22 protein-coding genes are annotated in these 23,328 nt (G+C 74.0%); 8 read left to right on the top strand and 14 right to left on the bottom strand.

Translation table 11 applies throughout. From position 1 onward, the window contains the following. Position 1 precedes the first annotated feature (1 nt). The 6 genes from cysD to ABTZ03_RS21585 form a co-directional block, all read right to left on the bottom strand. Positions 2-958, bottom strand: coding sequence for a sulfate adenylyltransferase subunit CysD (gene cysD, locus ABTZ03_RS21610; protein ID WP_350514660.1), 957 nt, complete (start codon positions 956-958; stop codon positions 2-4). Then, positions 955-1,536: an adenylyl-sulfate kinase gene (gene cysC, locus ABTZ03_RS21605; protein ID WP_350514744.1), complete on the bottom strand. Its 582-nt coding sequence runs from the start codon at positions 1,534-1,536 to the stop codon at positions 955-957. The genes cysD and cysC overlap by 4 nt, the downstream gene beginning before the upstream one ends. Positions 1,537-1,612: 76 nt before the next feature. Then, on the bottom strand, positions 1,613-2,314 hold the full coding sequence (locus tag ABTZ03_RS21600; protein WP_350514659.1) for a phosphoadenylyl-sulfate reductase: 702 nt from the start codon (positions 2,312-2,314) through the stop codon (positions 1,613-1,615). Beyond that, entirely contained in the window at positions 2,295-2,474 is a 180-nt protein-coding gene (locus ABTZ03_RS21595; protein WP_350514658.1) for a hypothetical protein, read from the bottom strand. Before ABTZ03_RS21595 ends, ABTZ03_RS21600 begins: the two co-directional genes overlap by 20 nt. 72 nt (positions 2,475-2,546) lie before the next feature. Next, on the bottom strand, positions 2,547-4,280 hold the full coding sequence (locus ABTZ03_RS21590; protein ID WP_350514657.1) for a nitrite/sulfite reductase: 1,734 nt from the start codon (positions 4,278-4,280) through the stop codon (positions 2,547-2,549). A 211-nt stretch (positions 4,281-4,491) separates the two neighbouring features. Next, a complete protein-coding gene (locus ABTZ03_RS21585) occupies positions 4,492-4,575 on the bottom strand; it encodes a putative leader peptide (RefSeq protein ID WP_318264789.1) in 84 nt (27 codons plus the stop codon). A gap of 235 nt (positions 4,576-4,810) precedes the next feature. On the opposite strand from ABTZ03_RS21585, the gene ABTZ03_RS21580 reads away from it, so the two are divergent. Further along, the gene (locus ABTZ03_RS21580; protein WP_502894537.1) at positions 4,811-6,175 is read left to right on the top strand and encodes a YihY/virulence factor BrkB family protein; all 1,365 of its coding nucleotides are present in this window, start codon (positions 4,811-4,813) and stop codon (positions 6,173-6,175) included. A 135-nt stretch (positions 6,176-6,310) separates the two neighbouring features. Here the strand turns inward: ABTZ03_RS21580 and ABTZ03_RS21575 are convergent, their stop codons facing one another. Continuing rightward, positions 6,311-8,170: an FtsW/RodA/SpoVE family cell cycle protein gene (locus tag ABTZ03_RS21575; RefSeq protein WP_350514655.1), complete on the bottom strand. Its 1,860-nt coding sequence runs from the start codon at positions 8,168-8,170 to the stop codon at positions 6,311-6,313. A 280-nt stretch (positions 8,171-8,450) separates the two neighbouring features. Between ABTZ03_RS21575 and ABTZ03_RS21570 the strand changes: the two genes are divergently transcribed. From ABTZ03_RS21570 to ABTZ03_RS21555, 4 genes are all read left to right on the top strand, one after another. Then, positions 8,451-9,497 carry a cytochrome c oxidase assembly protein gene (locus tag ABTZ03_RS21570; RefSeq protein WP_350514654.1) on the top strand — a complete coding sequence of 349 codons (1,047 nt, stop codon included), beginning with the start codon at positions 8,451-8,453 and terminating at the stop codon, positions 9,495-9,497. A gap of 318 nt (positions 9,498-9,815) precedes the next feature. Then, complete coding sequence (gene rsgA, locus ABTZ03_RS21565; protein ID WP_350514653.1) at positions 9,816-10,949, top strand: ribosome small subunit-dependent GTPase A; 1,134 nt, start codon at positions 9,816-9,818, stop codon at positions 10,947-10,949. Positions 10,950-11,369: 420 nt separating this feature from the next. Continuing rightward, positions 11,370-12,992, top strand: coding sequence for a DNA-3-methyladenine glycosylase 2 family protein (locus ABTZ03_RS21560; protein WP_502894546.1), 1,623 nt, complete (start codon positions 11,370-11,372; stop codon positions 12,990-12,992). Beyond that, positions 12,989-13,498, top strand: a complete 510-nt coding sequence (locus tag ABTZ03_RS21555; protein ID WP_350514651.1) for a methylated-DNA--[protein]-cysteine S-methyltransferase — start codon at positions 12,989-12,991, stop codon at positions 13,496-13,498. The genes ABTZ03_RS21560 and ABTZ03_RS21555 overlap by 4 nt, the downstream gene beginning before the upstream one ends. 82 nt (positions 13,499-13,580) lie before the next feature. Here ABTZ03_RS21555 and ABTZ03_RS21550 read toward each other — a convergent pair whose 3' ends face one another. Continuing rightward, positions 13,581-14,090 (bottom strand): GNAT family N-acetyltransferase, encoded by a 510-nt coding sequence (locus ABTZ03_RS21550; protein WP_350514650.1) that lies wholly within the window; start codon positions 14,088-14,090, stop codon positions 13,581-13,583. A 93-nt stretch (positions 14,091-14,183) separates the two neighbouring features. Then, positions 14,184-14,738, bottom strand: a complete 555-nt coding sequence (locus ABTZ03_RS21545) for a MarR family winged helix-turn-helix transcriptional regulator (RefSeq protein WP_350514649.1) — start codon at positions 14,736-14,738, stop codon at positions 14,184-14,186. A gap of 144 nt (positions 14,739-14,882) precedes the next feature. On the opposite strand from ABTZ03_RS21545, the gene ABTZ03_RS21540 reads away from it, so the two are divergent. Continuing rightward, entirely contained in the window at positions 14,883-16,376 is a 1,494-nt protein-coding gene (locus tag ABTZ03_RS21540; protein WP_350514648.1) for an MFS transporter, read from the top strand. A 45-nt stretch (positions 16,377-16,421) separates the two neighbouring features. Here ABTZ03_RS21540 and pth read toward each other — a convergent pair whose 3' ends face one another. From pth to ABTZ03_RS21520, 4 genes are all read right to left on the bottom strand, one after another. Continuing rightward, the gene (gene pth / locus ABTZ03_RS21535) at positions 16,422-17,003 is read right to left on the bottom strand and encodes an aminoacyl-tRNA hydrolase (RefSeq protein ID WP_350514647.1); all 582 of its coding nucleotides are present in this window, start codon (positions 17,001-17,003) and stop codon (positions 16,422-16,424) included. Positions 17,004-17,136: 133 nt separating this feature from the next. Continuing rightward, positions 17,137-17,769, bottom strand: coding sequence for a DUF305 domain-containing protein (locus tag ABTZ03_RS21530; RefSeq protein ID WP_400923171.1), 633 nt, complete (start codon positions 17,767-17,769; stop codon positions 17,137-17,139). Positions 17,770-17,891: 122 nt separating this feature from the next. Then, positions 17,892-18,557, bottom strand: coding sequence for a thioredoxin-like domain-containing protein (locus ABTZ03_RS21525; protein ID WP_350514646.1), 666 nt, complete (start codon positions 18,555-18,557; stop codon positions 17,892-17,894). A 100-nt stretch (positions 18,558-18,657) separates the two neighbouring features. Then, positions 18,658-19,164, bottom strand: coding sequence for a hypothetical protein (locus ABTZ03_RS21520; RefSeq protein ID WP_350514645.1), 507 nt, complete (start codon positions 19,162-19,164; stop codon positions 18,658-18,660). A 327-nt stretch (positions 19,165-19,491) separates the two neighbouring features. Here ABTZ03_RS21520 and ABTZ03_RS21515 point away from each other — a divergent pair, with 327 nt between their 5' ends. Beyond that, positions 19,492-21,138, top strand: a complete 1,647-nt coding sequence (locus tag ABTZ03_RS21515) for a hypothetical protein (RefSeq protein WP_350514644.1) — start codon at positions 19,492-19,494, stop codon at positions 21,136-21,138. A gap of 57 nt (positions 21,139-21,195) precedes the next feature. On the opposite strand, the gene ABTZ03_RS21510 is transcribed toward ABTZ03_RS21515, so the two are convergent. Then, the gene (locus ABTZ03_RS21510; protein WP_350514643.1) at positions 21,196-22,233 is read right to left on the bottom strand and encodes an MDR family NADP-dependent oxidoreductase; all 1,038 of its coding nucleotides are present in this window, start codon (positions 22,231-22,233) and stop codon (positions 21,196-21,198) included. Positions 22,234-22,323: 90 nt separating this feature from the next. Between ABTZ03_RS21510 and ABTZ03_RS21505 the strand changes: the two genes are divergently transcribed. After that, the gene (locus ABTZ03_RS21505; protein ID WP_350514642.1) at positions 22,324-23,325 is read left to right on the top strand and encodes an Lrp/AsnC family transcriptional regulator; all 1,002 of its coding nucleotides are present in this window, start codon (positions 22,324-22,326) and stop codon (positions 23,323-23,325) included. Positions 23,326-23,328 lie beyond the last annotated feature (3 nt).

Raw genomic sequence — 23,328 nt, 5'->3', positions numbered from 1 at the left:
CTTAGAAGTACCCCTCGCGCTTGCGGTCTTCCATCGCGGCCTCGGACAGCTTGTCGTCGGCGCGGGTGGCACCGCGCTCGGTGAGGCGGCTGGCGGCGATCTCGGCGATCACGGCCTCGATGGTGGTGGCGTCCGAGTCGACGGCGCCGGTGCAGGACATGTCGCCGACGGTGCGGTAGCGGACCAGCCGGCGCTGGACCGGCTCGGTGTCCTTGGGGCCGCCCCACTCGCCGGCGGTCAGCCACATGCCGTTGCGGGAGAAGACGTCGCGCTCGTGCGCGTAGTAGATCTCCGGCAGCTCGATGCCCTCGCGCTCGATGTACTGCCAGACGTCCAGCTCGGTCCAGTTGGACAGCGGGAAGACCCGGACGTGCTCGCCGACGGCGTGCCGGCCGTTGTACAGCGACCACAGCTCGGGGCGCTGGCGGCGCGGGTCCCAGGCGCCGAACTCGTCGCGCAGCGAGAAGACGCGCTCCTTGGCGCGGGCCTTCTCCTCGTCCCGGCGGCCGCCGCCGAACACCGCGTCGAAACGGTTCGACTCGATGGCGTCGAGCAGCGGGACGGTCTGCAGCGGGTTGCGGGTGCCGTCCGGGCGCTCGCGCAGCCGGCCGTCGTCGATGAAGTCCTGGACGTGGGCGACGTGCAGGCGCAGGTGGTGCTCGGCCACGACGCGGTCGCGGTAGGCGATCACCTCGGGGAAGTTGTGGCCGGTGTCGACGTGCAGCAGCGAGAAGGGGACGGACGCGGGCGCGAAGGCCTTGAGCGCCAGGTGCAGCATCAGGATGGAGTCCTTGCCGCCGGAGAACAGGATCACCGGGCGCTCGAACTCCCCCGCGACCTCGCGGAAGATGTGCACCGACTCGGCCTCCAGCGCGTCCAGGTGGGACAGCGCGAAGGGGCCCCCCGGATTCGGGTCGGCGTCGTCGGTGCGGACCGGACTGTCGGTCGCGGTGGTCATGCCAGACCCCTCTCGGTCAGGAAGGCGTGCAGCTCGGCGGCGGACTCGGCGACCGCACGGCCCTGCGTCTGCAGCCGCAACTCCGGTGCGGCCGGGGCCTCGTACGGGTCGTCCACGCCGGTCAGGCCGGAGATCTCGCCGGCCGCCTGCTTGGCGTACAGGCCCTTGACGTCCCGCTCGGCGCACAGCTCCACCGGGGTGGCGACGTGGATCTCCAGGAACTCGGTGCCGGCCGCGGCGTGCCGCTCGCGCACCGCCGCACGGGAGTCCGCGAACGGGGCGATCACCGGGGCGAGCACCTTGACGCCGTTGGCGGCGAGCTTCTCGGCGACGAAGCCGATCCGGGTGACGTTGGTGTGCCGGTCCTCGCGGGAGAAGCCGAGGCCCTTGGAGAGGAACTCGCGGATCTCGTCGCCGTCCAGGACCTCGACCTTGTGGCCCTCGGCGCGCAGCCGTTCGGCCAGCGCGAAGGCCAGCGTGGTCTTGCCCGCGCTCGGCAGCCCGGTCAGCCACACGGTGGCGCCGCGCTCGCAGGGGGAGGCCGCGGGGGCCGCCCCTGCGGCTCCATCGGCGGCCAGGGTGTTCGCTGTCACGGCTCTTTCCTTACGCAGTAGTTGACGGTTCGTCAGGCCTCGCCCCGGCGGGGCGGGCCGGTCAGAGGTGGATGCCGCACTCGGTCTTGCCGGAGCCGGACCAGCGGCCGGCCCGGGCGTCCTCGCCCTCGCCCGGCTTGCGGGTGCAGGACAGCGGCGAGCAGCCGACGGAGGTGTAGCCCTCCCAGAGCAGCGGGTTGAGCAGCACGCCGTTCGCCGCGACGTAGGCGTCCACGTCCTGCTGCGTCCACCGGGCGATCGGGGCGATCTTGACCTTGCGGCGCTTCGGGTCCCAGGCGACCACCGGGGTGTTCGCCCGGGTCGGCGACTCGTCGCGGCGCAGCCCGGTGGCCCAGGCGTCGTAGCCGCCGAGGCCGCGGCCCAGCGGCTCGACCTTGCGCAGCGCGCAGCACAGGTCCGGGTCGCGGTCGTGCAGCCGCGGCCCGTGCTCGGCGTCCTGCTCGGCGACGGTCTTCAGCGGGGTGAGCGTGATGACGTTGACCGGCATGGTCGCGGCCACCGCGTCCCGGGTGCCGATCGTCTCCGCGAAGTGGTAGCCGGTGTCCAGGAACACCACGTCCACGCCGGGGAACACCGAGGCCGCCAGGTGGGCGACCACCGCGTCCTCCATCGAGGAGGTGACGCAGAACCGCGCGCCGAAGGTCTCGGCGGCCCAGCGCAGCACCTCCTGCGCGGTGGCCTCCTCCAGCTCGCGGCCGGCCCGCTCCGCGAGCTCCGCGTGGTCAGTCGCGGTGCTGCTCATGTGACGTACCCCCGTTGGTCGGTGACAGCAGGCCGAGGAACTTCAACTGGAAGGCGCGGCGGCACCCGTGGCACTCCCAGGAGCCGTGGCCGGCCTCGGACGGGCGCAGGTCCTCGTCCCCGCAGTAGGGGCAGAAGAACGGCGCGGCTCGCTCACTCATCGCCCACCTCGCTGCGCTCGGCGTTCGCTTCGCGAACACGCCCTGCCCGATCGGTTCTCCCGCTCCGCTCGTTCACGACAGCTGCTCCTCGGTGGCCCGGGCCGTCCACTGGGCGAAGCGCTCGCCCTCGGTGCGGTCGGCCTGGTAGCGGGTCAGCAGGCGCTCGACGTAGTCGGGCAGGCCGGCGCTGGTGACCTTGAGGCCGCGGACCTTGCGGCCGAAGCCGGCCTCCAGGCCGAGCGCGCCGCCCAGGTGGACCTGGTAGCCCTCGACCTGGTCGCCGTTCTCGTCGGTGACCAGCTGGCCCTTGAGGCCGATGTCGGCGACCTGGATCCGGGCGCAGGCGTTCGGGCAGCCGTTGATGTTGATGGTGAGCGGCTCGGCGAACTCCGGCAGGCGCTGCTCCAGTTCGTCGATCAGGGAGCGGCCGCGCTCCTTGGTCTCGACGATGGCGAGCTTGCAGTACTCGATGCCGGTGCAGGCCATGGTGCCGCGGCGGAACGGGGAGGGGGTGACCCGCAGGTCGAGCTCCTCCAGGCCGGCCACCACCGACTCGACGTGCTCCTCGGCGACGTCCAGGATCAGCATCTTCTGCTCGGCGGTGGTGCGGACCCGGTCGCTGCCGTGGGCGGCGGCGAGGTCGGCGATCCGGCCGAGCAGCTTGCCGTCGACCCGGCCGACGCGCGGGGCGAAGCCGATGTAGTAGCGGCCGTCCCGCTGCCGGTGGACACCGACGTGGTCGCGCCAGCGGCCGGCCGGCTCGGCCGGCGCCGGTCCGTCGATCAGCCGGTCCTTCAGGTACTCGTCCTCCAGCACCCGGCGGAACTTCTCCGCGCCCCAGTCGGCGAGCAGGAACTTCAGCCGGGCGCGGTTGCGCAGCCGGCGGTAGCCGTAGTCGCGGAAGATGCCGATCACGCCGCCGAAGACGTCCGGCACCTGCTCCAGCGGGACCCAGGCGCCGAGTCGCACGCCCAGCTTGGGGTTGGTGGACAGGCCGCCGCCGACCCACAGGTCGAAGCCGGGCCCGTGCTCGGGGTGGACCACGCCGACGAAGGCGACGTCGTTGATCTCGTGCGCCACGTCCAGCAGCGGGGAGCCGGAGATCGCGGACTTGAACTTGCGCGGCAGGTTGGAGAATTCCGGGTTGCCGATGAAGCGGCGGTTGATCTCCTCGATGGCCGGGGTGCCGTCGATGATCTCGTCCTCGGCGACGCCGGCCACCGGGGAGCCGAGGATGACGCGCGGGGTGTCGCCGCAGGCCTCGGTGGTGGACAGGCCGACGGCCTCCAGCTTGCGCCAGATCGCCGGGACGTCCTCGATCCGGATCCAGTGGTACTGGATGTTCTGCCGGTCGGTCAGGTCGGCGGTGCCCCGGGCGTACTCCTCGGAGACCTCGGCGATGGCCCGCAGCTGGGGGACGGTCAGCCGGCCGCCGTCGATCCGCACCCGGAGCATGAAGTACTCGGCGTCCAGCTCGTGCGGGTCCAGGATCGCGGTCTTGCCGCCGTCGATGCCCTCCTTGCGCTGGGTGTAGAGGCCCCACCAGCGCATCCGGCCGCGCAGGTCGGCGGGGTCGATCGAGTCGAAGCCCCGGTGCGCGTAGATCGTCTCAATGCGTGTCCGCACATTGAGACCGTCGTCGTCCTTCTTGAACTGCTCGTTGGCGTTCAGGGGGGTGTGGTGGCCCATGCCCCACTGGCCCTCGCCGCGGTGGCGGGTCACCTTGCGAGCCGCGGCGGCTGCGCCGGGGCGGCGCGCGTCGGCGCGGTCGGCCGTGGGCTCGGCGGTCTCGGGGGAGGTGGCCATGGTGAAGTCCTTCTGGGCAGGTGGGGCGCTGGCGCCGGGTGGGTCGCGGGGCGTGCTCGGCCATGCGGTGCTGCTGTGACCTGCGGGTTTCTCAGGGCCGGCGACTCAGGGCCGGGAGAGCAGTGACCTTGCCGGGTGGGCGCCTGCGCATCCGCGGGTGCGGCGGACGGCGGTGGGATCGGCGCCGGGTGTGGTGGAGCGGCGGGTGGGCTCAGGTCACCGGACAGATGGCGCTGGACACGCGGAGGAGGTCGACGTGGAGTCGACCTACCAGGGTGGTTCCGGCGCTAGACATGGCAAGAGATTCGCACGGCGCAGGACTCGCGGTCCACTAACATCCGAATAATGGACGCCAGGGTTTCGACATGCGGGACGATCGGCCGTTCCCGCCGCTCCCGGCCGGGCGTCCGGCCGGGAGCGCGCCGGGCCCCGGACGGCGGGACTGACGGGGAGTCCGGACCACCGCCGTACACGCGCCGGTACCCCCGGGGAGATCAACAGCGCTGCCCGGGCCCGATACCGTTAGCCCTGTGCAAGCAGCAGGCGATACGAGCAGACCGAACCCCGAGCGGCCCTCCAGGCGCCGGGGCAAGGGCTCCCGGCGCGCGGCCAAACAGGCCACCTGGCGCCGCACGGCGTGGGACTTGGTCAGGGACACCACCAACACCTGCGTCGAGTACCGGGTCACCGGCCTCGCCGCGGAGGCGGCCTTCTTCACCCTGCTGTCGATCCCGCCGCTGCTGCTCGGCCTGGCCGCCACCCTCGGCTACCTCGACGGGTTCATCGGCGCGGAGGCCATCGAACGGCTCAAGCACGACATCGTCGCGGCCTCCGGGACGGTCCTGTCGGACTCCTCGGTCAACGAGGTCGTCAAACCGCTGCTCAGCCAGGTCTTCGACCACACCCGGCCCGACCTGATCTCGATCGGCTTCCTGCTGTCGCTGTGGTCCGGCTCCAGGGCGCTCTACATCTTCATCGACACCATCACCGTCATGTACGGGCTGGACGGCAAGCGGGGCATCGTCAAGACCCGGGCGTTGTCGCTGGTCCTCTACCTCGGCGCCCTGGTGATCGGCTCCCTGGTGCTGCCACTGCTGATGGCCGGGCCCGGACTGGTGGAGAACGCCGTACCCGGCGCCGCCGGAGTGGTCGGCACCGCCTACTGGCCGGTCGCGATCCTGCTGCTGATCGTCTCCCTGACCACCCTCTACCACCTGGCCGTCCCCGTCTCCACGCCCTGGCGCGAGGACATCCCCGGCGCCCTGGTCGCCCTGGTGGTGCTGGTCTTCTGCAGCGTCGGCCTGCGGCTCTACCTGGTCAGCTCGGTCGAGGGGCCCTCGGTGTACGGCTCGTTGGCCGCGCCGGTGGCCGTGCTGCTGTGGATCTTCGTGGTGGCCCTCGCGGTGCTCATCGGCGCCGCCATGAACGCCGCCATAGACCGCCGCTGGCCCACCCTGGAGACCGCCGACGCCCGGGCCGAGAACGAACGCGCCCACGAGGAGGCGGCCGCCGCGGTGGTCCGCGAGGTCGCCGCCCGGCGGGCCGTCGAACGGGCCCGGCGGGCCCGCGAACTGGGGCTGGCCGAGGGCGTGGAGGAGGAGTGGGGCGAGGAGGACGGCGACGACGTCGACGTGCCCGCCGAGTACCCCGAACGGTGGGCCGACGTGCTGGCCGCCGACAACGTGCGCGGGCGCCTCACCGCACGTCCGGGGCCGCACCACCGGGCCGCACCGCCGCCGCCGGACAGCGACCGGCCGTCGGGGGCCGGTCCTTCGGGGGCTCCAGGGCCTTCGGGGTCCTCGGGGGCCGGTCCTTCGGGAGCCTCGGGAGCTTCGGGGCAGCAGGTGCCGGGCTACCCGCCCAGGCCGCCGCGGCCGCCGTGGGAGCAGCGGTAGGCGGGTTCCCTCCGGCTCGCCGTTCGATCGACGTGACAGGGCCTCCCTCGCGGGTGCGGGGGAGGCCCTGTCGTGTCGTGCGTGTCGTGCGCGTCGTGTCGTGCCGGGCGGGGGCCGCCGCCGGCCCGCCGGCCGTCAGCCCGCCGGGTTGGGCGGGTACGGGGACTGCGGGGGCAGGCCGTAGCCGTGGGTGGGCTGGTCGGAGACCTGCGGGTACCCGTAGGAGCCCTGCTGGCCGTAGGAGCCGTGCGGGTCCGCCGGCGGGCGGCCGTAGGAGCCCTGGGGCTCGGTGCCCGGGTGCCCGTACGAGCCCTGCGGGTCGGTCGGCGGGTGGCCGTACGGCGGGCGCAGTTCGGTGGGCGCGCCGGGGTCGGTGGGGACCCCCGCGGCGGGCGTGTGGCCGTACGGCGGGCGCAGCTCCGTCGGGGCGCCCGGGTCCGCTCCGGCGCCCGGTGCGGGGGTGCCGGAGCCGCCGGGGCCGGAGCCGAGCGGCGCGGTCAGGTCGGTGCCGGCGGCCGGGGTCACCGACCCGCCCGGGCCCGGCGCCGCCGTCGCCTGGTCGACCGCCGGCCGGTTGGCCGGGTTGGCCTGCGCCGGGAGCGGTTCGGGGCTGGGCTGGGCCGGGTCCAGGGCGGTGCGCCCCGAGGAGTCGCTCAGCTTGATCAGCAGCGCGATCATCAGCCAGTTCGCCAGCAGCGAGGAACCACCCGCCGCCAGGAACGGCAGCGCCTTGCCGGTCAGCGGGACCAGCCCGCTCACACCGCCGACCACCACGAACACCTGCAGCGCGAGCGCCGCCGACAGCCCGGTGGCCAGCAGCTTGCCGAACGGGTCGGTCAGGCCGATCGCGGTGCGCAGGCCGCGCTGGATCAGCAGCACGTACACCAGCAGGACCGCGGTCACCCCGGCCAGGCCCAGCTCCTCGCCGATGGTGGTGAAGATGAAGTCGCTGCGCCCGGCGAAGCCGATCAGCCAGGGCCGGCCGGAGCCCAGGCCGGTGCCGGTCATGTGCCCGGTGCCGAGGCTGAACAGGGCCTCGGCGGGTTGCGAGGAGATCGCCAGGTTGTTGACCGGCGGGTAGTAGTTGAGCGGGTGCAGCCAGGCCTCGACGCGCCCGTGCACGTGCGGTTCCACGGTGCCGACCACGGCCGCGCCGCCGACCGCCATCAGCAGGCCGAGCACCACCCAGCTGGTGCGCTCGGTCGCCACGTACAGCATCACGACGAAGACGCCGAAGAAGATCAGCGAGGTGCCGAGGTCGCGTTCGAAGATCAGCACCATCAGGCTGACCGCCCAGATCGCCAGCACCGGCCCGGCGTGCCGTCCGCGCGGCAGGGTCATCCCCCAGACCTTCCGCCCGGCCAGCGCCAGGGCGTCCCGGGAGGCCATCAGATAGCCCGCGAAGAAGATCGTGATCGCGACCTTCACGAACTCGTCCGGCTCGAAGGAGGGCAGCCCGGGCAGTTTGATCCAGCGCTTGGCGCCGAAGCTGTCGGTCGGGGAGAAGATCGGCGCGGTCAGCAGGATCAGCGCGCCCGCCATCATCACGTAGACGTAGCGCTGGAAGAAGCGGTGGTGCTTGACGAAGACGATCAGCGCGAGCGCCGCCGCCACCGAGATGAACACCCACATCAGCTGGGAGGGCGCGGCCGGCAGCTTCTGGTAGTCGCCCTTGGCGGCGTGCGCGGCCTTGTAGCTGAAGTCCAGCCGGTCCAGCAGCATCAGGCCGAAGCCGGTCAGGAACACGCCCAGCGGAAGGATCAGCGGGTCCGCGTACGGCGCGTACCGGCGCACCGCCAGGTGCGCCACCACGACCAGCGCCCCGAGGGACAGGCCGTGCACCAGCAGCCCGGGCGGCAGCTTGCCGGTCAGTGCCAGCGAGGCGTCGATGTGTCCGGCCAGGCAGACGGCCACCGCGAGCGCCAGCAGGCCGAGCTCGATGTTGCGGTGGCGCACGGCCAGCCGGCGGCCGTCGCCGCGTGCAGTGCTTTGCACCTGTTGTCGTCCCCTTGCTGTTCACCCACGTGGCCGGTAGCGCCGACGCTGCATCCTGCCAGACGAACGTGACCCCGCGCCGGTTGCGCCTCCGGGCTCGGCAAGGGCAGAACTTTGCCTTGGCAAAGCTTTGTTGGGCTTTGGTAAAGCTTTGGTCAGGTCCGGGTATAGAGGTGGGCCCCGGGTGCGGCGGGCGGCGTCGGCACCGCCATCATGGCCGGGCGCCGCAGGCCCTGTGCGGCGGCGGTCGCCGGCGGTCCGCGGGATCAGGCGGCCGGTGGTGTCGGACGGGACGGGCGGACGGATGAACGGCGCGGCGGAGACGCTCTCCAGCAGTGGCGCGGCCCGGGCACTCGCCTACACCGGGCCACCCGCGTGGCAGTGGTCCGACCTGGCCACCTCGTGGACCCTCGAACCGCTGGTGCTCGCCCTGTCGGTGCTGCTCGGCGGCTGGTACCTGGCCGCGGTGCGCACCGTCAACCGCGGCGACGGCGACCGCTGGCAGCCCACCCGCACCGCCGCCTTCCTCGGCGGGCTGCTGCTGTGGATCTGGTGCACCTGCTCCGGCCTCGGGGTGTACGAGCGCATCCTGTTCACCGACCGGGCCGTGCAGGTCGTACTGCTGCTCATGGTCGTCCCGCTGCTGCTCGCGCTCGGCGCCCCCGTCTCGCTGCTGGTCGAGTCCTCGCCGGAGCGCCGGCGGGAGCGGATCCTGCGGGCGCTGCGCAGCCGGCCGTCCAAGGTGCTGATGTTCCCGGCGGTCTCCACGGCGCTGCTGATGGCGCCGCCGTGGCTGCTCTACTTCACGCCCTGGTACGCGTGGTCGGTCTCCAGCGGGGTCGGGAACGCGGTGCTGCACCTGGCGCTGGTGCTGCTGGGCCTCGCCTACTTCTGGCCGCGGCTGCAGATCGACCCGGTCGGGCACGAGTACCCGCACCTGGTCGGACTGTTCATCACCTTCGCCGAGGTGATCTTCGACGCCGGGCTGGGGATCGTGCTGATCTACGGCGGCCACCTCGTCGCCGAGCACTACTACGTGGCGCTCGGACGGCCCTGGGGGCCGAGCCTGGCCCAGGACCAGACCTGGGGCGGCAACGCCTTCTGGGTGCTGGGGGACCTGGTCGGGCTGCCGTTCCTGGCCGCGCTGGTGCGGCGGATGGTGGTGCAGGGGCGCGAGGAGATCAAGGTCGTCGACGCCGAGCTGGACGCCCGCTTCGAGGCGCAGGCCGCGGAGGCGCGGGCGGCGGGGCTGCCGGAGGAGGAGGAGACCGGCATGCGGCCCTGGTGGCTGGACGACCCGAACCTCAAGCACCGGTACGGGGGATAGGGCGGGGCGTAGGGCGAGAGGCCGGGCGGGGGCGAACTTTGGCCCCCCACGGGCTCGCAGCGCCCCCTCCCGACCGCATTTCCGCAGGTCAAAAATAGGTTGGCCGCCCCCGCCCGCTCCGCTAGCGTGTGACCCATCAGGTTCGGGGGCCATTGGGCCGCCCGAGGAGTAGAGAGCAGGAGGTGAACCCCGTGGTCGTTGTCGCCCCGATAGCTGCCCTGGGCAGCACGCGCGTTCACCTCCTTTTCCCGGCCGCCGGCTGAGCCTTCCGCGCCAGCCGTAGCCCGCCGGGACAACTCCTCCCGAAGGGCCACTGCGTTGTTCAACGCTGCCTCCGTTCCGTCGTTCTCCCCCCTTTCCTCGTCCTCCACGTCCGCTGAGAGCTCGCCGCTGGCCGGCTACGGCTGGACACCCGAGCTGGACGAGCTCTTCGCCCCGCTCGCCGAGGCCGGGCTGCTCCCGGCCCGGATCGTCCGGATCGACCGCGGCCAGTGCGACGCCGTCCTGGCCGACCCGGACACGGGCGAGCTGCGCACCGTCCGGCTCGACACCCGGCCGGTGGGCGACGCCGACATGATCAACTGCCCGTGCACGGGCGACTGGGCCGCGGTCGACCTGCACGCCCAGCCGATGGCGGCCGTCACGGCGCTGCTGCCGCGTTCCACCGCGATCATCCGCAAGGTGGCCGGCAAGCGTTCCGACGGCCAGGTGCTGGCGGCCAACGTCGACACCGTCCTGATCGCCTCCTCGCTCGCGGCCGACCCCGACCTCGGGCGGATCGAGCGCTTCCTCGCCCTGGCCTGGGAGTCCGGCGCCGAACCGCTGGTCGTCCTGACCAAGGCCGACCTGGTCGACGACGCCGAGTTCATCCGGGCCGACGTCGAGGCCGTCGCACCGGGCGTCACGGTGCTGGTGGTCAGCGCCGAGACCGGCGAGGGCATCGACGTGCTCCGCGCCTGCGCCCCCGGCACGACCGTGCTGATCGGCCAGTCCGGCGTGGGCAAGTCCACCCTCACCAACGCGCTGGTCGGCACCGAGGTGATGACCGTCCAGGAGGCCCGCTCGGTCGACCAGAAGGGGCGCCACACCACGACCACCCGGGAGCTGATACCGCTGCCCGGCGGGGGCGTGCTGATCGACACCCCCGGGCTGCGCGAGGTCGGCCTCTACGGTGGCGAGGGGGTGGACCTGGCCTTCGCCGACATAGCCGAGCTGGCCGATGGTTGCCGCTTCCAGGACTGCAACCACCACACCGAGCCCGGCTGCGCGGTCCGCGCGGCGCTGGAGGACGGCAGCCTGCCGCAGCGCCGGATGGACAGCTACCTCAAGCTCCAGCGCGAGAACGAGTGGATCGCCTCGCGCACCGACGCCCGGGTGGCCAAGGCCCGGCTGAACAAGTGGAAGGCGATCAACAAGTCGATGCGTGCGGCGGGAGGTCCGGTGAAGCGCTGACCCGACCTGCCCGCAGCCCGGCGACTCAACGTCCGCCCGGCATGAGCCGGGCGGTGCCCACCCGCACCGACCGGCTGGCCGGCGGCCGGCCGGTGCGGGGGCCTCGGGGGCTCGGAGGGCCCGGGCGGGCGGGGCAGGTTTGGCCGCGAGAGTGGAGGCGGGCGGGCGGCCGGGTGGGGTGCGGGGTGGGTGCGTGCACGCGGTGGGTGCGGCGTGGAGGGCGGTGGGCCTGCGGGCGGTAGGTGGACGGGTGGTGGGTGGGCAGGCTGGGCCCGGTGGTGGTGGCGGAGGGTGGGCGGGGGGAGGGGAGGGGAAGCCCCCGGCATCGGGCCTTTAACCCCTGCACCAGCGGTCCCGTTGCCGCTCCGGCGGGGCCGGAGCGGCAACGGGAGCGGGCAGGCAGGGTGGCCCCCGATGGCGATGTCCGATTCCCGCCAGTCAGCCCCGGCTCGGTGCCGCAGACTGGACAACGTGATCGACGACGACATCCGGTACCGAGCCGTGGACAGCCGCGACGCGCGCTTCGACGGCGTCTTCTTCACGGCCGTCACCTCCACCGGCATCTACTGCCGGCCGAGCTGCCCCGCCGTGACCCCCAAGCGCGTCAACTGCCGCTTCTACCCGAGCGCCGCCGCCGCCCAGGGCGCCGGCTTCCGGGCCTGCCGCCGCTGCCGCCCGGACTCGGTGCCGGGCTCCCCGGAGTGGAACCACCGCGCCGACCTGGTCGGCCGCGCGATGCGCCTGATCGGCGACGGCGTGGTGGACCGCGAGGGCGTGGCCGGTCTGGCCGACAAGCTCGGCTACAGCGCCCGGCAGCTGCAGCGCCAGCTCACCGCCGAGCTCGGCGCCGGCCCGATCGCGCTGGCCCGCGCCCGTCGCGCCCAGACCGCCCGGTTGCTCCTCCAGACCACCGAACTGCCCGTCACCGAGATCGCGTTCGCGGCCGGCTTCGCCTCCGTCCGCCAGTTCAACGACACCGTCCGCGAGGTCTACGACCGCACCCCCAGCGGCCTGCGGGCCGAGGTGCTGGCCGGTCGCCGCACCGCGACCCCGGCCGGCGGCCTCACCCTGCGCCTGGCCTACCGCGGCGCACTCGACAGCGACCACCTGATCGACTTCCTGGAACTGCGCGCCGTCCCCGGCGTGGAGGAGGTGGTGCCCGGCGCGCGCCTCGGCGTGCGCACCTACCGGCGCACCCTCGCGCTCCCGTACGGCCACGGCATCGCCGAGGTCGACGGCCTCGCGCCGGAGGACCCGCGCACCCGTGGCTGGCTCGACTGCCGCCTGCTGCTCGCCGACCTGCGCGACCTGCCGACCGCCGTTCAGCGCCTGCGCGTCCTCTTCGATCTGGACGCCGACCCGGACACCGTGGACGAGCAGCTGGGCGCAGACCCGGTGCTCGGCCCGCTGGTCCGCGAGCGTCCCGGCCTGCGCTCGCCCGGCCACGTGGAGCCGCACGAACTCGCCGTCCGCGCGGTGCTCGGCCAGCAGATCACCGTCGGCGCCGCCCGTACCCTGGCGGGTCGGCTCGCGGAGAAGTACGGCACCGCCCTGCCCGAACCGAACGGCGGCCTGCGGCTGCTCTTCCCCACCGCGGCGGCCCTGGCCACCGCGGACCCGGAGGACTTCGCGATGCCCGCGGCCCGCCGCCGCGCGCTCACCGGCCTGTGCGCGGCGCTGGCCGAGGGCGTGCTGCGCCTGGACGGCGGTGTCGACCGCGAGGAGGCCGCCGCCCGGCTGCTGGCCCTGCCGGGCATCGGCCCCTGGACGGTCGGCTACCTGCGGATGCGGGCCCTCGCCGACCCCGATGTCTTCCTGCCGGGCGACGTGGGCGTCAAGCACGGCCTGATCCGGCTCGGCGTCCCCGGCGATCCGAAGGCCGCCGCCGGCGCCGCCGAGGCCTGGGCCCCGTGGCGGTCCTACGCCGTCCACCGGCTCTGGGCGGGCCCTGCGGGCACCGGCCCCGGCCCCCTGCCGAGCACGAGCGCGAGCAGCACCAGTACCAGCACCATCAGCACCGGAACGGAGATCGACCCGGCATGAGCACCACCGTCTACACCACCATGGAGAGCCCGTTCGGCCGCCTGCTGCTCAGCGGCGTGCGGCCCGAGGACGGCGGCCCGGCCGCCCTGGCCACCGTCACCGCGCCCGGGCAGAAGTACGCACTGGCCGAGCCCGCCGACGGGTGGGAGTTCGACCCCGAGGCGCTCGCCGAGCCGGTCGCCCAGCTGACCGCCTACTTCGCCGGCGAGCGCACCGACTTCGACCTCCCGCTCGCCCCCGAGGGCACCGAGTTCCGCCGCCGGATCTGGGCCGCGCTGGACGAGATCCCGTACGGCACGACCGTCACCTACGGCCAACTCGCCGAGCTGGCCGGGCAGGAGCCGCGGATGGTCCGGGCGGTGGGCGGCGCCGTGGGCGCCAACCCGCTGCTCATCGTGCGCCCGTGCCACCGGGTGCTCGGCGCCGGCGGCGCGCTCACCGGCTTCGCCGCGGGCGTGGACCGCAAGCGCTGGTTGCTGGAGCTGGAGAGCGGCACCCTGTTCTGAGCGCCGTCCCCAGGACGCCAGAACACCGGGACGCCAGAACACCGGGACGCCAGAACACCGGGGCGTCAGGACACCGGGCCGCTCAGCCCCGCAGGTCCACCCGCCAGTCGTTGCTGCGCATGAACCGCCCGGGCGGGAACTCGAAGTCCGTCTCGCCGACCAGCGTGAACCCGGCCTTGGCGCACACCGCGTTGGAGGCGGGGTTGTCCACCGCGGGGAAGGCGTGCAGGAAGCGGTGCGCCGCCTCGCGCCGGGCGGCCGCGACGGCGGCCCGGGCGGCGGCCGCGGCGATGCCCCGCCCCTGGTGCCCGGGCAGGACGTTCCACCCCATCTCGTGCACGGTCCCGCCCGCCCAGGTGCGGGTGCCGTAGCCGACGGTGCCGACCGCCTCGCCGCTGGGCCGCAGCACGATCCGGTACATGCAGCCGAGGCCGGACGGGACGAAGTCCAGGTAGCGCCCGTGTCGGACGAGCAACTGCTCCTCCGTCTCGGGCCCGCCGACGTGTTTCTTCATCTCCGGGGTGTTCACCCGGCGCAGCAGCGCGAGGTCGGTGTCCGTCCAGGGTTCGATCTGTACCTCGATGCCGGTCATGCCGGGACGGTAGTGCCCGGCCCGCCCCGGTGACCAGCGATTTCAGCCGCCCCGGGGCCCTTCGACCGCACCGCCCTCGACGCCGCCCTCGACTCAGGCCTCTTCGACGGACGCCCCGCCCACCGCGGCCCCGTCGACCGCCGCCGCCCCTTCGGGGAGGGCCCCCGGCTGGGCGAGGGCCCGGGCGAGCCGCTCCAGGGCGGGCAGTGCGTGTACGACGGCGTCCCGGTCGCCCGGGTCGAGGGTGCCGAGGGCGGCGGCGATCCGGCGCTCGTGGGCGTGCTGCCAGTCGTCCAGTTGGCGTCGTCCGACCGGGGTGAGCGCGATCCGGGCGGTGCGCCGGTCGCCGGGGTCGGCCTGGCGGTCGACGAACCCGGCCTCCAGGAGCTTGCCGATCAGCCCGCTGACGGTGTTGGGCGCGAGCCGTTGGCGGGCGGCGAGTTCGCCGACCCGCAGGGGCGCGGCGGCCAGTGTCTGGAGGAGTTCGACCTGCGCCATCGGCAGGGACTCCCACGGGTAGTCGGTGCGGATGCTGCTGCGCAGTGCGCGGCGCAGCCGGGTGACGGTGTCGGTCAGCCGCCGGGCGTGCTCGACCGCCGGGTCGGGGCTTTCGGTGGCGGGGTCGGGAACGTGTGGTGACGACGGCATGGCGGACAGCGTATCGCCTGGTACGGGGCGTTCCCGGGGCGCTGTCCGCGCCTCGGACGCGGGGTGGACGCTCTGCGAGATCCTGCGTATCGCAGGACGAGCAACTCGTAGAAAGAACATATCTGCATCCGATATATTCGTGGCATGAACGCCACTGCCCTCGCCGTGCGCCTGTTCACCGAGCGGCCCCGGCCCCGCGGCATAGCCGGCTGGCGCCACGCCCACTGGCTGGCCGTCGGCACGGTCTGTCTCGGTGCCTTCCTGGGCCAGCTCGATGCCAGCGTCATCGCCCTGGTCTTCCCCGCCCTCGGCCGCCACTTCGACGCGGGCTTCGCCGCCGTCGAATGGGTCGCGCTCGCCTACCTCCTCGTCCTGGTCGCCCTGCTGGCCCCGATCGGCTGGCTCTCCGACCTGGTCGGCCGCAAGACCATGTACATCGGCGGCTTCGCCGTCTTCGGCCTCTCCTCGCTCGGTGCCGGGTTCGCCGGCGCCCTGTGGATCCTGGTCGGCTGCCGGGCGGTGCAGGCCGTCGGCGCCGCGATGATGCAGGCCAACAGCGTCGCCCTGGTCGCGCGCGGCGTCCCCGAGCACGCGATGCGGCGCGCGCTCGGCATCCAGGCCGCCGCCCAGGGCCTCGGGCTGGCGCTCGGGCCGAGCCTGGGCGGGCTGCTGGTGGAGCACGCCTCCTGGCAGTGGGTGTTCTGGGTCAACGTGCCGATCGCGGTGTTCGGCATCGTGGCCGGCTGGTACCTGCTGCCCCGTACCCGGACCGGGCAGCAGGCCGCCGTGCCCGGCCCGCGGACGCGCACGGCGCCCCGCGAACCGCACGAACCGGACGAGCTCCGCGAGCCCCGCAGGCTCCGCGAACCGCGCGAGCCCCGCTTCGACCTGCCCGGCATGCTGCTGCTCACCGGCGCGACCACCGCGCTGCTGCTCGCCCTGTCCACCGCCTCCGGTCTGCCGCTGCCCGGCTGGGCCGTCGCCGTGCTGCTGGTGGCCGCCGTCGGCCTCACCCTGGCGCTGGTGCGCCAGGAGCGGCGGGCGGCCCGGCCGATCCTGGCGCCCGGGCTGGTGAACACCCCGGGCGTGCGGTCCGGGCTGGCGGTCGCGCTGATCGGCTACCTGCTGCTGTTCTGCCCGCTGGTGCTGACCCCGGTGCTGCTCACCGGTGCGGGCGTGTCGACGGCCGCCGCCGGGCTGGTGGTCACCCTGCTGCCCGCCGCGTTCGCCGTCGCCGCGACGGTCGGTGGCGGACTGCTGCCCCGGGGCTGGTCGGACGTCACCCGGTGCCGCTTCGGTGCCGGGCTGGCCGCCGCCGGACTGCTGCTGTTCGCCGTGCTGCCGGTCCCGGGCCCGGCGGTGGCGGTCCCGCTGCTGACCGCCGGGTACGGGCTGGGCCTGCTGCTGCCCGCCAACAACGCGCTGGTGATGCGGGCCGTCCCGGCGGCGAGCTCGGCCGTCGGCGGCGGCATGGTGAACATGGCGCGCAGTCTCGGCACCGCGCTCGGGATGGCGCTGTCCGTCCTCGGTGTCCACCTGGCGGGCGCGGCGTCCGGTGGGCGGACGGTGCTGGCCGCCCTCGCCGTGGTCGCGGTGGCGGCCGTCGTGCTGACCCGCCCGGCCGCGGTCAGGCGGTGACGTTCAGGTGGTGACGGTCGGGCGGTGACGGTCGGGCGGTGACGTTCAGGCGGTGACGTTCAGGGCGTCCTGGGCCCGGTTCAGGCCGAGCCGCACCAGCGTCTCCAGGGCGTCCGCGCAACGGTCCAACACCCCTGGCATCGCGGCCAGTTCGTCCTCCGAGAAGGTCTTCAGCACATAGTCGCCGACGCTCTGCCCCTTCGGCGGGCGCCCGATGCCGAAGCGCAGCCGGACGAAGTCCCGGGTGCCGAGCACCTCGCCCACCGAGCGCACCCCGTTGTGCCCGCCCGGGCCGCCGCCGCGCTTCAACTTGCCGACGCCGTAGGCGAAGTCCAGGTCGTCCTGGACGACCACCAGGCGTTCCACGGGAACTGCGTACCGGCGCAGCAGGGCGGCCACCGGGCGGCCGGACAGGTTGATGAACCAGAGCGGCTTGGCCAGCAGCACCGGTCGGCCGTCCACCGTGATCTCCGCGACCAGGGTGGCGATCCCGCGCCGGCGGAACCGGGCGCCGTGCCGTTCGGCCAGCCGGTCCACGGTCAGGAAGCCCGCGTTGTGCCGGGTGCGCCGGAACCAGGGGCCGGGGTTGCCCAGTCCGGCGATCAGCCAGGGTGCGTCAGTGGTCATGCGGGTGCTCCAGGGGGTGGTGCGGACGGCGGACGGCCGGGGCGCGGTGGGCAGGTGCGGAACCGCCCTCGCGCCCCGGCCGTCCGTCCGGGGAAACGGCTGGACCGACCGGTCCAGCGGGAACTGCGGGCTGTCAGGAGGCGGGCACGCCGGGGGCGGCGCCGCGCTCCTTGAGCATGTCGGTCATCAGCCCCAGCTCGGAGGTCTGGGCGACCACCATCGACTGGGCGAGCCGCTTCTCGATGTCGTTCTTCGCCATGTCGACGTACCCCTGGGCCATCTCGACGCCGCCCTTGTGGTGCTCGATCATCAGCTGCAGGAAGTACACCTCGGCGTCCCGCCCGCTGAGCGTGCGCAGCTTCGCCATCTGGGCGTTGGTCGCCATGCCGGGCATCAGCGAACCGTCGTGGGCCTGGTACTCGTGGCCCATCTTCATCCACGCCATCGGCTGGGCGTTCGAGTGCTGCGAGAGCCCCCACTGGTCGAGCCAGCCCATCATCATCCCGCGCTGGTTGGCCTGGGTGTTGATGATGTCGAAGGCGAGGGTGCGGGTCGGCTCGTCGGTGGTGCGGTCCCGGACGATGAACGACAGGTCCACCGCCTGCTGGTGGTGGGTCGCCATGTCGCGGGCGAACCCGGCCTCGGGGGAGTCGTCCGCGGGGACGGTCAGCGAGGACGAGCCGGAGGCCGTCGTCCCGCCCGCCACCAGGGCGGGGACCCCGAGCGCCAGCGCCACCACGGCGGCCAGCGCGGCCGGCCACCACAGCCGGCGGCGGCCGGAACGGGCGGGCGACGCCGCCTGCCCGGCCTCCGCGTGCTCGGTGTCCGCCTCGACCGCGTCCTCCGCCGGGTCCTGCGCGAGGTCCCCGGTGCGGGTCGCGTCGGCGGTCACATCTGCCCCATGGTGCAGGAGGCGCCCGGCTCCTGGGTCTGCTTGCCCTGGACGTACTTGGTGAAGAACTCGTTGACCCGCGGGTCGCTGGCGCTGTCCACGATCAGCTGGGTGCTCCAGGCGTTCAGGGTGATGGTGCCCTGCTCGTCCGGGTACGGGCTCATCAGCGAGTACGGGGTCTTCTGGACCTTGTCGGAGAGGGTCTTGATGTCGTCCGGGGTGGCCTTGCCGTTGTACGTCACCCAGACCGCGCCGTGCTCCAGCGAGTGGACGGCGCGCTCGTTCTCGACCGGCTTGTCGTAGACGTGGCCCATGCAGTCCAGCCAGACCGCGTTGTGGTCGCCGCCGACCGGCGGGGTCATCGGGTAGTTGACCTTGGTCGTGACGTGGTTGCGGGTCAGTTCGCCGAAGGTCTTCACGCCGGGGATGTCCGCGTTGGCGGCGGCCACCCGGTCCTTCTTCTTCTGGTTCTGGTCCATGACGAGCCAGGTGCCGGTGGCGACCGCGCCGATCACCAGCACACCGGCGGCGACCGAGGCGATGATCTTGTTGCGGCGGTCGCGGCGCTCCTCGGCGGCGCGCAGCTCGGCGATCCGGGTGCGGCGGTCGGCGACGGCGGCCTTGCCGCCCGGCTTGTTGGACTGCTTCGAGGCGGAACCCATGATGGTTGTCCTTGTCCCCGCCGCGCACGGCTGTGGCGGCGGTCGGCTGGAGTGGGGGGAGGGGCGGACCCGCCGACGGTGGCGTCGGCGGTGGGTTCCGCTAGGACCGGTGGACCTGGAGCACGTGCAGGTCCGGCGCGGGGCGCGGACCGTCCAGCAGGCCCGCGGGCACCACCCTGGGCAGCGCCTCGGGCGCCGACGCGGCGAGCGGTGACACGACGGGCTGCGGGTGCGGCGGCGGATTCGGCAGCTGGGCGTCCTGCGGGCAGAACGGGTGGCTGGAACAGCCGTTGTCGCTCGGCGGCCGGCCGTCGGCGGTGCAGAGGATCGAGTGGTCCCGGTGTTCCCCGAGCCATTGGCGGTGGTCGGACACCCGGGCGGCGTCACGGGCGTGCGGGGTCGGCGCGAGCGCCTCCGCGGCGGCGACCACCGAGACGGCGGCCGCCGTACCCGGGGACGGCTGGGCGGGAGCGTCCGCCTTCGCCAGGCCCGTGCACGGCAGCGCGGTCAGCAGGGCGACCAGCAGCAGGACCAACAGCGCACCCGCCGGGCGGCCCGCGGATGCGGCCGTCCCCGGTCGGAGTGAGCTCGGGGCCGACGCGGTCATGCGCACATTTAATCAGCCGAACGGGTGAAGCGATGCCCCTCCTCGGCCCTCATTTTCACCCCCCAACACGCCGCAATGTCCAGGAAACGCCCTGCTCGGGGCACATCCGGCAAGCCAGGACGGAACGGAAACCGACGCCCCGGCGACGCCCCCGCCGCGCCGCCCGTCCCGGCGCCGGCGAACCGGCTGGTGAGCGCCGTGGCCGGGATGATCCGGTCGGTGACCGGTTGTCGCCGAAACCCGGACACGGTCGTTGCACTTGGAGACAATGACGCCAGTCCGGCCCCGCCGGGGGCGCGCGACCACGGACCGACCAGGAGCCGCCAGATGAGCAAGCAGGGTGCACCCGCACAGCCTCCCCGGCCCGACGACGGCTGGTGGGACACCGTCTACGACGGTCCGGCGGGCACCCTCCCCGACACTCCGCACGCCGACGCGGGCGACGGCAGCGTCGACGACTGGTTCGACACGGCGGCGGGGCTGATCGGGCAGCAGCGGACGGCGGAACCGGAACTGGAACCCGAGCCCGAACCCGAGCCCGAACCGGCCCCGGTGGCGGATGCCGCCCCGGCGCCGGTGCTGGAACGGGACAGCATCGACGACTGGTTCGACGACGCGATCGGTGTGATCGAGGGGACCGGCGGCATCGGGCGCCAGCGCACCCCGGCCGATACCCACCGGGTCCCCGCCTCCTCCTCCGTCGCCGATGCGCCCCGGACACCGCAGCCGGAGCCGGAGCCGGAGGCGGAGGCCGTCCCGGTCTCCCTGGAGAAGCCCACCCCGGACCCGGCCCCCGAACCCCCGGCAGCCGTGGCACCGGAACCGGAGCCGGAACCGGAGCCCACCCCGGAACCCGAGCCCGAGCCGGAGCCGGCTCCCGAGCCCGCTCCCACTCCGGAACCCGAGCCCGAACCGGCCCCCGAACCCCCGGCGGCCAAGCAGCCGACCCCCGAACCCGAACCCGACCACGCACCCCAGCCCGACCCGGAACCCGCCGCCGTCCCCACCTCCGTCCCCGACCCCCGCCTGGCCGTCCGCGTCCCGCTCACCGACCGGGGCACCACCGTCCCCCACGTCGGCGAGCGCCCCCCGACCTACGGCCCCGAGCCGACGGCCCTGCCCGAGGCGGACCCGGGCGCGCTCGGCGCGGTCGTCCCGGACACCGCGCTGGAGGGCGCCCAGTACGGGACGACGGTGCTGCGGGCCGTCTCCGTCCGCGGTGACTCCGCCCGCTACCGGGGTGAACCGCGCCGGGACAGCCTGCTGGTCACCAGGTTCGGCGACGGCCCCGACGGACTGCTGCTCGCCGTCCTCGCCGGGTGCGAGCGCACCGGCGGTGCCGAGGACGAGTCGCTCACGCCCCGGGCCGTCGCGACCGCCGCCGGCGAGTCCTGCCGCCAGCTCGCGGCCGCGATCGGGCGCAGCCGCGCCGGCCTGGCCGCCGACCTGCGCGACGGCGCCCGGGACCGGCTGCGCTACGGCCTCCAGCGGCTGGCCACCGGGGCCGTCGCCCCGCTGCGTGCGCTGGCCCCCCGCGGCGAGGGGGACGACACCCCGTCCCCGGCCTCGTTGCACTGCCTGCTGGTGTCGCTGGACCCGTCGGCGGGCTACCGCGCCGCGTTCGGCGTCGGTCCGGGCGGGCTCTACCTGCTGCGTTCCGGTCACTGGATCGACGCCTACGCGGCCCGGCTGCTGCACCACCCGGACGGCCAGCCGCCGGTTCCGGAGGCCCCGGTGCCGGACCCGCGACCGTTCCGCTTCCGGCTCGTCCCGGCCACCCAGGGGGACATCCTGCTGCTCTGCACCCCGGGTCTGTCCCGTCCGATCGCCGACGAACCCGCCGTCGCCCACTTCCTCTCCGCCCACTGGGCCCACCCCCACCCGCCGGGCACCGTCGACTTCCTCCGCCAGGTGCAGGTCCGGGCCAAGGGCTACGCCGACGACCGCACCGCCGCGGCGATCTGGACCGAGTGAGCCGGTGGAGCCGGAGCCGGGCGTGCGCGCCGAACCGGTGGGGATGCCCGGGCCCGCTCACAGCGCCACGACCACCGCCCCCAGGTACCGGCCGGCGGCGGTGTCCAGTTGCGCCTGTACGGCGTTCTCGATCCCCGCGATCCGCTGGTGCGGGAACGAGATCAGGCCCGCCTCGCGCCACTCGCGGTAGGTCCGTGCCCATTCGGGCTGCGCCTGCGGGTCGTCGTCCGCGCTGTAGCCCACCAACGTGATCCGCTTGAGCAGCAGTTGGACCGAGTCCAGGGACACCGGCGCGGTGCGTCCGGTGCCGGTGGCCGCGAGCTGGCCGGAGAGCGAACCCATCACGGCGATCCGCGCACCGTGGTTCGCGACCGCCACGGCCGCGCTCAACTGCTCGCCCCCGACGAGGTCGAGGCACTTGTCGATCCCGTCCGGCGCGGCCGCGGCGAGTTGCTCGACGACGGGACCGGCGCCGCGCACCACCACCGCGTCGTATCCGAACTCCTCGACCAGCCGCTCGGCCTTGGCCGCGGAGCCGGCGCTGCCGACGACGCGTCCGGCGCCGAGGCGGCGGGCGATCTGGCCGGCCATCGAGCCGATGGCCCCGGAGGCGCCGGTGATGAAGACGGTGTCGCCGGGCTCGACCCGAAGGGCGCGGGTCAGCGCGGCGTAGGCGGTCCAGCCGTGGCCCAGCGCCGCCTCGACCGGGTCGGCCGGTCCGGCGTCGAGCCGCTCGCAGTCCGCCACCGGGACGGCCGCGTACTCGCGCCAGCCTCGGCGGTGGACCAGGAGGTCGCCGGGGGTCAGGCCGCTGTCGGCGGGGGCGAGGACCACCTCGCCGAGCGTGGTCGCGCCGAGGGTGTCGCCGGGGCGCAGCGCCGGGAAGGGCACCCCGGGCACGTCCTCGGCGCCTTCGCTGATCATCATCCGCAGCGAGCTCGCGATCAGGAAGAAGCGGTTGCGGACGAGTACCTCCCCGGCTGCGGGCACCGGCCGGGGCGTGGTGATGAGGGTGAAGTGCTCGGGGCCCGGCAGTCCGGTCGGTCGGGCGACCAGTCGGACTTCGCGGGAGGTGGTGCGTGGTGTCTCGGTCATGCGGATACCCTGCGCCCGGGACGGCGGAAAGTTCTGCTGTACGGATGGAGATGGAGGGAATCCTCCATCCAGGCGGGCCGGAGTGGGGAAATGATCGAACTCGATGCCCTCGACCAGGGTCTGGTCCATGCCCTGCACCTCGACGGAAGGGTCCCGTTCAGCCGCGTCGCGGAGGCCCTCGGCAGCTCGGAGCAGACGATCGCGCGCAGGTACCGCCGGCTGCGCGCCGAGGCGGGACTCCGGGTCGTCGGCCTGCCGGTGCCCGAGCGGGTGGGCGGGAGTCAGTGGATGGTCCGGTTGACGACCGCTCCGGCGGCGACCCGGAACCTGGCCGAGGCGCTGGCACGGCGGCCCGACACGTCGTGGGTCCAGCTGATCTCGGGTGGCACGGAGGTGAGCGCGGTGCTGACGACCCCTGGTGCGGGTGAGTCGAGCCCGTCGCTGCTGCTGCACGACCTCCCGCGCAAGGCGGGGATCACCGCGGTGAGCGCGTACTGCCTGCTGCACACGTACCTGGGCGGCCCGACGGCCTGGCCGGGGCGGCTGCACGGACTCGACGAGCGGCAGTGCGAGCTGATCCGGCCCTCGGACGGCGTGCCCGGTGCCGAGCCGTTTCCGTCGACCGCGCCGCGCCCGCTGGTCGGGGCCGAGTCGGCGTTGGTCGCCGCGCTCGGGCGGGACGGCCGGGCCTCGTACGCCGAGCTGGCCTCGTCGACCGGGCTCTCGCAGGCCACAGTGGCGCGCAGGCTGGCCGGACTGCGCGCCGACGGGGCGCTGTTCTTCGACGTGGACCTGTCCTCGACGGTGCTCGGGGTGTCCGCGCAGGCGCTGCTGTGGCTCGCGGTGGCGCCGGACCGCCTCGACGGGGTGGCCCGGGCGATGGCCGGGCATCCGGAGCTGGCGGCGGTGTTCGCGACCACCGGTCGGACGAACCTGATGGCCAAGGCGCTGTGCGACAGCCCGGCGGAGCTGCACCGGTACCTGACGGGGCGGTTGAGCGCCATCGACGGGATCCAGAGCCTGGAGACGGCGCCGGTGCTCCAGCGGGTCAAGGGTGTCGGCCCCCACTGGGCCGCCGGCCGGGTGGGGTGAGGG

This window comes from Kitasatospora sp. NPDC096077 (assembly GCF_040303245.1).
GTDB lineage: Bacteria > Actinomycetota > Actinomycetes > Streptomycetales > Streptomycetaceae > Kitasatospora.
The sequence above is the reverse complement of the archived record's forward strand: the minus strand, read 5'-3'. Positions and strand labels throughout refer to the sequence as shown.

What these genes read in the sequence shown, in the direction of transcription:
- ABTZ03_RS21555 (WP_350514651.1), top strand. Translation starts at nt 12,989, where the DNA reads ATGAGCACCACCGTCTACACCACCATGGAGAGCCCGTTCGGCCGCCTG.
- ABTZ03_RS21600 (WP_350514659.1), bottom strand. Translation starts at nt 2,314, where the DNA reads ATGAGCAGCACCGCGACTGACCACGCGGAGCTCGCGGAGCGGGCCGGC.
- ABTZ03_RS21525 (WP_350514646.1), bottom strand. Translation starts at nt 18,557, where the DNA reads ATGGGTTCCGCCTCGAAGCAGTCCAACAAGCCGGGCGGCAAGGCCGCC.
- ABTZ03_RS21505 (WP_350514642.1), top strand. Translation starts at nt 22,324, where the DNA reads ATGATCGAACTCGATGCCCTCGACCAGGGTCTGGTCCATGCCCTGCAC.
- ABTZ03_RS21550 (WP_350514650.1), bottom strand. Translation starts at nt 14,090, where the DNA reads ATGACCGGCATCGAGGTACAGATCGAACCCTGGACGGACACCGACCTC.
- ABTZ03_RS21560 (WP_502894546.1), top strand. Translation starts at nt 11,370, where the DNA reads ATGTCCGATTCCCGCCAGTCAGCCCCGGCTCGGTGCCGCAGACTGGAC.
- ABTZ03_RS21590 (WP_350514657.1), bottom strand. Translation starts at nt 4,280, where the DNA reads ATGGCCACCTCCCCCGAGACCGCCGAGCCCACGGCCGACCGCGCCGAC.
- ABTZ03_RS21520 (WP_350514645.1), bottom strand. Translation starts at nt 19,164, where the DNA reads ATGACCGCGTCGGCCCCGAGCTCACTCCGACCGGGGACGGCCGCATCC.
- ABTZ03_RS21595 (WP_350514658.1), bottom strand. Translation starts at nt 2,474, where the DNA reads ATGAGTGAGCGAGCCGCGCCGTTCTTCTGCCCCTACTGCGGGGACGAG.
- ABTZ03_RS21510 (WP_350514643.1), bottom strand. Translation starts at nt 22,233, where the DNA reads ATGACCGAGACACCACGCACCACCTCCCGCGAAGTCCGACTGGTCGCC.
- ABTZ03_RS21585 (WP_318264789.1), bottom strand. Translation starts at nt 4,575, where the DNA reads ATGTCTAGCGCCGGAACCACCCTGGTAGGTCGACTCCACGTCGACCTC.
- ABTZ03_RS21515 (WP_350514644.1), top strand. Translation starts at nt 19,492, where the DNA reads ATGAGCAAGCAGGGTGCACCCGCACAGCCTCCCCGGCCCGACGACGGC.
- ABTZ03_RS21540 (WP_350514648.1), top strand. Translation starts at nt 14,883, where the DNA reads ATGAACGCCACTGCCCTCGCCGTGCGCCTGTTCACCGAGCGGCCCCGG.
- cysD (WP_350514660.1), bottom strand. Translation starts at nt 958, where the DNA reads ATGACCACCGCGACCGACAGTCCGGTCCGCACCGACGACGCCGACCCG.
- pth (WP_350514647.1), bottom strand. Translation starts at nt 17,003, where the DNA reads ATGACCACTGACGCACCCTGGCTGATCGCCGGACTGGGCAACCCCGGC.
- ABTZ03_RS21545 (WP_350514649.1), bottom strand. Translation starts at nt 14,738, where the DNA reads ATGCCGTCGTCACCACACGTTCCCGACCCCGCCACCGAAAGCCCCGAC.